General features: G+C 35.5%; 5 protein-coding genes. 3 read left to right on the forward strand and 2 right to left on the reverse strand.

Translation table 11 applies throughout. The features are described from left to right. The first annotated feature begins 26 nt into the window (after positions 1-26). The gene (locus tag F6K54_RS36970) at positions 27-797 is read left to right on the forward strand and encodes an extracellular solute-binding protein (protein WP_293088922.1); all 771 of its coding nucleotides are present in this window, start codon (positions 27-29) and stop codon (positions 795-797) included. 871 nt (positions 798-1668) lie between these two features. Then, entirely contained in the window at positions 1669-1842 is a 174-nt protein-coding gene (locus F6K54_RS36975) for a hypothetical protein (protein WP_293088924.1), read from the forward strand. Positions 1843-2035: 193 nt separating this feature from the next. Here the strand turns inward: F6K54_RS36975 and F6K54_RS36980 are convergent, their stop codons facing one another. Together F6K54_RS36980 and dprA are read right to left on the reverse strand one after the other, a co-directional pair. Continuing rightward, on the reverse strand, positions 2036-2563 hold the full coding sequence (locus tag F6K54_RS36980) for a hypothetical protein (protein WP_293088926.1): 528 nt from the start codon (positions 2561-2563) through the stop codon (positions 2036-2038). 268 nt (positions 2564-2831) lie between these two features. After that, positions 2832-3977, reverse strand: a complete 1146-nt coding sequence (gene dprA, locus F6K54_RS36985; RefSeq protein WP_293088928.1) for a DNA-processing protein DprA — start codon at positions 3975-3977, stop codon at positions 2832-2834. Between the two features lie 915 nt (positions 3978-4892). Between dprA and F6K54_RS36990 the strand changes: the two genes are divergently transcribed. Continuing rightward, positions 4893-5969: a vWA domain-containing protein gene (locus F6K54_RS36990; RefSeq protein WP_293088930.1), complete on the forward strand. Its 1077-nt coding sequence runs from the start codon at positions 4893-4895 to the stop codon at positions 5967-5969. Positions 5970-7030 lie beyond the last annotated feature (1061 nt).

The raw sequence follows: 7030 nt of genomic DNA on the forward strand, positions 1-7030 counted from the left end.
TTGAAGCTTTATAAAATTGGAATAAATTGCCGGAAAAATGGCAAAAGTTAGTCAAGCGTAATAATCAAGGTTATGCAGACTCCCAAGGGAAAATTTGGGCAGCACCTTATCAATGGGGTACAACATTAATTGCTTATCGAGTTGATAAATTTAAAACTTTGGGATGGCAACCTACGGACTGGAGCGATCTATGGAGAGAGGAGTTACGCCATCGATTTTCTTTGTTAGATCAACCTAGAGAAGTTATTGGTTTAACTCTGAAAAAATTAGGCAAATCTTATAATACTAAAAATCTTAGTAAAGTTGAAAATTTAAAATCGGAATTGGTTAAACTAAATCAACAAGTTAAATATTACGCTTCTAATAATTATTTACAATCTCTAATTACTGGAGATACTTGGTTAGCTGTTGGTTGGTCTAATGATATTTTACCACTGATTAAAACTCGCACAGATATTGCTGCGGTAATACCTAAATCTGGTACAGCTTTATGGTCAAATTTATGGGTTAAACCTGCTGCTAGTGCGGAGACTTCCTTAACAGAAAAATGGATTGATTTTTGTTGGAAACCTGAGATAGCAGAACAAATGTCTTTAATAACTCAGACTACTTCTCCAGTAATACCAGGGATAAAAACAACTGAATTGACTTCAGAAATTAAAGATAATTCTTTGCTATTACCTCCAGAAGATATTCTAGAAAAAAGCGATTTTCTCTATCCACTTGCAGATAGCACTATTGAACAATATCGGCAATTATGGCAAGAAATTCGTCAACCAGTAATTAGCTCTATATAGGGTTTACTGAAAAAGTCTTTTTCAGGAGTAGGGGAGTGGGGGAGTGGGGGAGTAGGGAAGTAGGGGAGATGAGAATAGTTAGAAGAAACAAGGAATTATAAAAAAGATAGCCTTAAAAATTTTCAGAGTGATTTTTCAGCTTTTACTTCCCAAAAATACTCACTTTTTGAACCAGAGCAACTGAAAAGCTAATACTTTTTCAAGACATAAAAAGCCTAAAATTAATATCAGTCAATGCTTGGATATTTAATCAGCAAGCCCTAGTTAAGAGGAACGGAGAAAAAAATTTAATTAGGGTTTACTGAATAAATCTCAAATAATTACCAGATAAAGATTTTAGCCTTTTTAGGTATTGAAAAAGTACATGGTTTTCAGCTCTTTATGCTCAAAAAGGAGCGCATTTTTAGCAAAAGTTGGGCAAAAAAATTCTTCCCTACTCCCCTACTCCCCCGCTCCTCTACTCCTTAAAAAAGACTTTTTCAGCAAACCCTAATTAGGAGGTAGTGGGAACAATTGTTAGAGTGATTTTTCTGGAATTATTCTGCTTTTTCTGCTAACTTTTTGAGGGTTTTGGACGTGATGGAAGGATGAGAAATTGAGATGATTATTTTTACTATTTTGACTGGTTTTGTAGATTTTGGTATGCTTTGGCTTTAGCAAGGGTAATAATATGTTCTAGAAATAAAAAGTCATCCATTTCCCTTTTTTATTCTGTAGTTAAGTCTCCCATTTTTGAACGATAAATGAGGTATTCTAGCTGTTCTTTTGTTTCCTCAGAATATTGGAATTGCGTCAATGTTTCTGAAGTTGTTCCTCTAGCAATGAAGTCAATAAATTCATCATAGATTTTGTTTTTTTTGCGTTAGTGTATTTGTCATTTTTTTTAGGAGCAATAAGTAATGGGTATTGTTTTTCTTCTGAGGAGTCAGGAGTCAGGAGTCAGGAGTCAGGAGGGAAGAAAGAAGAAGGAAGAGGAAGAATAGGAGAAGAAGGAGAAAGTTTTTTTATCACGCTCTTATCCGGACGTGATATTATAGTAGCTTAACTTAAAAATGAGACGTTTTGTCGTCTGAAACTTCCTTATAGTAAAAAAGCTTTGTCTCAATCTAAAGTTAAATGACTATATTATAGAATCCGGTTATTGCGCAGCATTCCGCAGGAAATGCTTACATATATGTTTATCATTCTATCCACACTGTAATATTAAATCTCCCCATCTCCTAATCTCTCCCTATTTATTATTCTGTAGTGTTAGTAATAAATTCAAAGTCTTTAGGCGAACTAAATAAACTTCTACCAAATCTATAATCAATTTCTACATCACAATTTAATGGAGGATTTTCAAAGTCACAAAAATAGGCAGCAATTGGTTTTTTATTACGGGGTTCGCATACTTGTAAGTTATAACCATATTGTCTAGCTACATTACCAAAATGATTAATAAATTTATAACGTTCTATGTAACCTTTATTATCCCAATTTAATTTTCTGACTACCAAAATTACCCAAGCATCATCGGAGTCAACAAACCAAGTATAAATAAGTTCTTCACCAAAGAAATCTTGAGTTAACCAAAGACTAGGAATACTTGGTTGAGTTTGAGATAAAGGAGGTTGAGGTAGCTTAGAAATTTCATTTCTAGGACAGGTGGGAAAAATAATTTTCGGGGCGGCAGTGACACTCAGAAGGAAGAGGGAAGAAGGAAGAAGGAGGAAGGGAGAAATAAGAAAGAATAGGGAAGAAGGAAGAAGTAAATATTTAGTCATTATTTAGAAGGAAGAATTCAATAATGGATAATTGATAATGGATAATTGATAATTACCTCTCCCTAAAAGGAATAGGATTGAGTAAAAAGAAAATTTTTTCTTGTTTCTCCTTTACCTGCCATATTAATTTTTTTGATAATATCATTTCTGGGTAATTAGCGATCAAAAAACTTTCTCCTTTTCTTCCTCTTTATTCTTTCTTATTCTTTCTTCCCTCCTGACTCCTGACTCCTGACTCCTGACTCCTCCGTCATTTATTTATAAGTATTCAACCAGACATGATATAACGCATTCCTGGTAGCTGAGTAACTAATCCTAATAACTCCAACTGTAATAGAGAACTAGAAACATCTCCTGGCGATAAACCTGTTTTTTGGACAACTAAATCTACAGGAATAGCTTCACTAGAAATATGTTGAAAAACCTTGGCTAAAAGAGGTTCTAAATCTGGAATAGAATCCCGTTTATTCTCCTCAAATAAAGATAATTGTTCGGGAGGTTCTACCACATCAATATCTAATGGTGGTATTGCTCCTAACATTTCTAATAACTTATCCATAGTAATCGGAATTACCTCTGCACCATGATTAATTAACTGCAAACAACCATGAGATTTTTCGTCATCTAAACGAGCAGGTAAAACATACACATCTCGACAAAATTCATTTGCCATATCTGCAGTAATTAAAGCACCGGATTTTTTAGGAGCTTCCATCACTAACACTGCCCTACTTAATCCTGCAATAATTCTATTACGTTGGGGAAAATGTTTAGAATTTGGTCTCGTACCTGCCGGATATTCACTAACAACTAACCCCTGTTTAATAACCTTTTCCGCAAGAGTTTTATTTTCCTTGGGGTAAACTGTATCAACCCCATTACCAAAAACAGCAATTGTTCGTCCCCCTGCTTCTAAACAAGCTTTATGCGCCTCAGTATCAATTCCCATAGCTAGTCCAGAAACAATAGTAAACCCACTTTTTGCCAAGGTTGAACTTATTTTCCTAGTCCAACGACGACCATATTCCGTGGGGTAGCGAGTACCGACTATGCCTACCGTGGGAGTAATACCGAGAATTTCTTGGGAGTCAACTATGCCTCGATAATATAGCAGGGCAGGCGGTGTCGGAATTTCTTGCAAAAGGCGTGGATAGTCTGAGTCTGCTGGAGTCCAGAAATCAGGATTTTTGGCCGTGTGTTCTTCTATCAGTTGTTTTGGATCGAGTCGCGATCGCTCTTCCACTACTTTCTCTATCTTCTGACGGCCAAATCCTGGCACTTGGCCTAATTCTTTGGGGCTGGCTGTCCAAGCTATTGCTAAAGTCCCGAATTGTTGTTTGAGTCGTTGTAGAGCAATTGGACCTATACCACTAATTTTGGCCCATGCCAGCCAGTAGGCACGTTCTTCTATCAATTATTTCTCCTTTTGAGCAATGGTTGTTTCTACAGCGCTTTTCAAGTTGATGAACCACATTTTCACAAACAAAAACCCTGTAGGGAGGTTCCATGGAACCTCCCTACTGTTGTCTACTAATTATGAAAACCGCTGTAAACTTATTTTAGGGGTTCCTGCTCTCCTGGCATTTATAGCAAAAGGCAGAGGGCAGAAGGAAAAATATTAGTTTGTCTAGAATCTAAAAAATATTTGATTGATTTTTTCTTCAATTTATAATTGACATTTTGTTCAACATTGATTACAATATAAATAGGACTTACGCAGATACGCTATATATAGCGCTCAAAACTATTGTCCAATAGTCTTTTGACTCTATAAATAGTGCCTTTGCGTAAGTCCTGTTGAAGAAGGCAGAAGGCAGAAGGCAGAAGGCAGAAGGGAAAATTGTATGGGGATTCTAACCCCAAACAATTTTAAGCACCGTGTAGACGGTGGGGTATTAAACCCATAAGAGAAAAGAGAAGGCAGAAGGCAGAAGGGAAAATTGCATGGGGATTCTAACCCCAAACAATTTTAAGCACCGTATAGACGGTGGGGTATTAAACCCATAAGAGAAAAGATAAATAATTATTAATTATCAACTATCAACTATCAACTCTTAATTATTAATTATGGTTTAAAGCCTTCGCTTTTAAGGGAAAAAAAAGAAATAATGTTTCCTTATATTCAATCCAGAACGGTTTTAACCAGAGGTAATTATCAATTAATGAAAGGTAGTAGTTTTGGATCTAGCTGAATGCTGATAGCTGATAGTTGATAGCTATAAAAGAAAGCTTTCAAACTTGAGTAATTTATCTAATTGGTGGCAGCTAATTTATAAGCTGAAACCGAGGGATTTTCTGTGGAAATTTTGTCAAAAATTGGAAAAAAAATATGACTAATAATATAGAAGTAGTATTCAGCTTTGACACAACTGGCAGTATGTATCCTTGCTTAACTCAAGTACGCCGAAAAATCCAAAATACAGTAACTCGATTAATGTCAGAAATTCCTGGTATTAGAATTGGGATTATTGCTCATGGAGATTATTGCGATCGCAACTCTACTTATGTAACAAAACGATTAGAATTATCCCAAAATATAGATGCTATTTGTAACTTTGTAGAAAGGGTAGGAAAGACAGGTGGTGGAGATGCACCAGAATGTTATGAATTAGTATTACATCAAGCCCAATCTTTTGCTTGGACTCCGAAAGCAACTAAATCTTTAGTATTAATTGGAGACGATATTCCTCATCCGCCTAGTCAAAATCCTCAGAAGTTAAATTGGCGAGAAGAAGTTAATAAATTATCAGATATGGGAATTACAATTTATGGGGTACAAGCATTAAATCGTCGCCATGCCACTATGTTTTATCAAGAATTGGCAGAAAAATCTGGTGGATTTCATATCAAGTTAGACCAATTTGCTTATATTAACGATTTATTTTTAGCAGTTTGTTATCAACAATCTTCAGATGAAGAGCTGCAAAGTTATGAACAAGAAATTTTAGATATGGGGCGAATGAATCGTGGTTTAAATCAAATTTTTAATACCATGTTAAATCGAGAAGAAACGAGTTTTTATGAGTCAGCAGATTTGCGAGTTGTTACGCCGGGAAGGTTTCAAGTATTAGAAGTGGATGAGAATAAACCGATTAAAAATTTTGTCCTAGAAAATGGTTTAATTTTTAACAAAGGGCGTGGTTTTTATGAATTTACGAAGACCGAAACTATTCAAGGAAAAAAGGAAATTATTTTAATGGATCGAGCAACGGGAGATTTATTTGAGGGAGAATCAGCGCGAGAAATTTTAGGTTTGCCTCATGGTACAACGGTGCGAATTAAACCTAACAATTTGGAGAAATATGTGGTGTTTGTTCAGAGTACGTCGGTGAATCGTAAATTAATTGGTGGAACTCGTTTTTTGTATGAAGTTGAAGACTGGAGTCGTTCAATAATTAATAATTAATAATTAATAATTAATAATTAGGGTTTGCTGATGAAATATAAAAGTCTTGATATATAAAGGTTTTGGCCTTTTTAGGTAGTGAAAAAGTACCAGGTTTTTGCCAAACATTGCTCAAAAAGTGAGTATGGGCGTAAGTATAGAGGCAGAATCACTATTGGGATAATTTTTCCTTTGTACGTCCTCTACAACTCCTGATTCTCTTGACTCTTCACTACTCCCTACTCCCTACTCCCTACTCCCTGCCAAGCGCAAAAAGACTTTTGAGCGCAAACCCTAATTAGGGCTTGTTGATTAAATCTCAAATAATTACCAGATAAAGGTTTTAGCCTTTTTAAGTATTGAAAAAGTACATGGTTTTCAGCTCTTCATGCTCATGCATGGAGCGCATTTTTAGCGCATAGTTGGGCAAAAAAATTTTCCCCTACTCCTTAAAAAAAAGACTTTTGAGCGCAAACCCTAATTAGGGCTTACTGAATAAAAGTATAATCAATACCAGTTCAGGCTTCCAGGGTTAAAGATTGCTGAGGGGGTGTAAGGTTTTTGGCTCAATTAGTCTCAAAATGCTCATATTTTTCCCCTGAGTATCAGAAAATTTGGCCGTAGTAGATAGTCTAAACTGTTCCCTGTTCCCAGTTAAGTGTTCCCTGTTCCCTATCATCACCATAAGACTTTTGAGCGCAAACCCTAATTAATAATTACCTCTCCTTTAAAAGAAGAGGATTGACTAATCATGAAAATTTTTCTTTATTATCCCCTTAAAAAGGGAGACTTTAAACCACAATTTTTAAGAAGGAAGAATTCATTAATTGATAATTGATAATTACCTCTGGTTAAAACCGTTATTTCTTGAATATAAAGAAATATTATTTCTCCTTAAAAGGGGAGGCTTTAAACCAGAATTATTTAATTATTAATGTAAGCATTCAGCTATTAGCAGTCAGCTAGCCTCCTCCGGAGGAACTGCGGACTTCAGCAACAAGACTCTCTACTTAAAGGACGGTGTTTAAATTAACAACGGACTTTAAGGGCAAGGGAGGAAACTTTTGTAGTAAGACGGTTCA

It is taken from the genome of Okeania sp. SIO3B5, from assembly GCF_010692555.1.
In the GTDB taxonomy this organism is placed as follows: Bacteria; Cyanobacteriota; Cyanobacteriia; order Cyanobacteriales; family Microcoleaceae; genus Okeania.

What these genes read in the sequence shown, in the direction of transcription:
- F6K54_RS36990 (WP_293088930.1), top strand. Translation starts at nt 4,893, where the DNA reads ATGACTAATAATATAGAAGTAGTATTCAGCTTTGACACAACTGGCAGT.
- F6K54_RS36980 (WP_293088926.1), bottom strand. Translation starts at nt 2,563, where the DNA reads ATGACTAAATATTTACTTCTTCCTTCTTCCCTATTCTTTCTTATTTCT.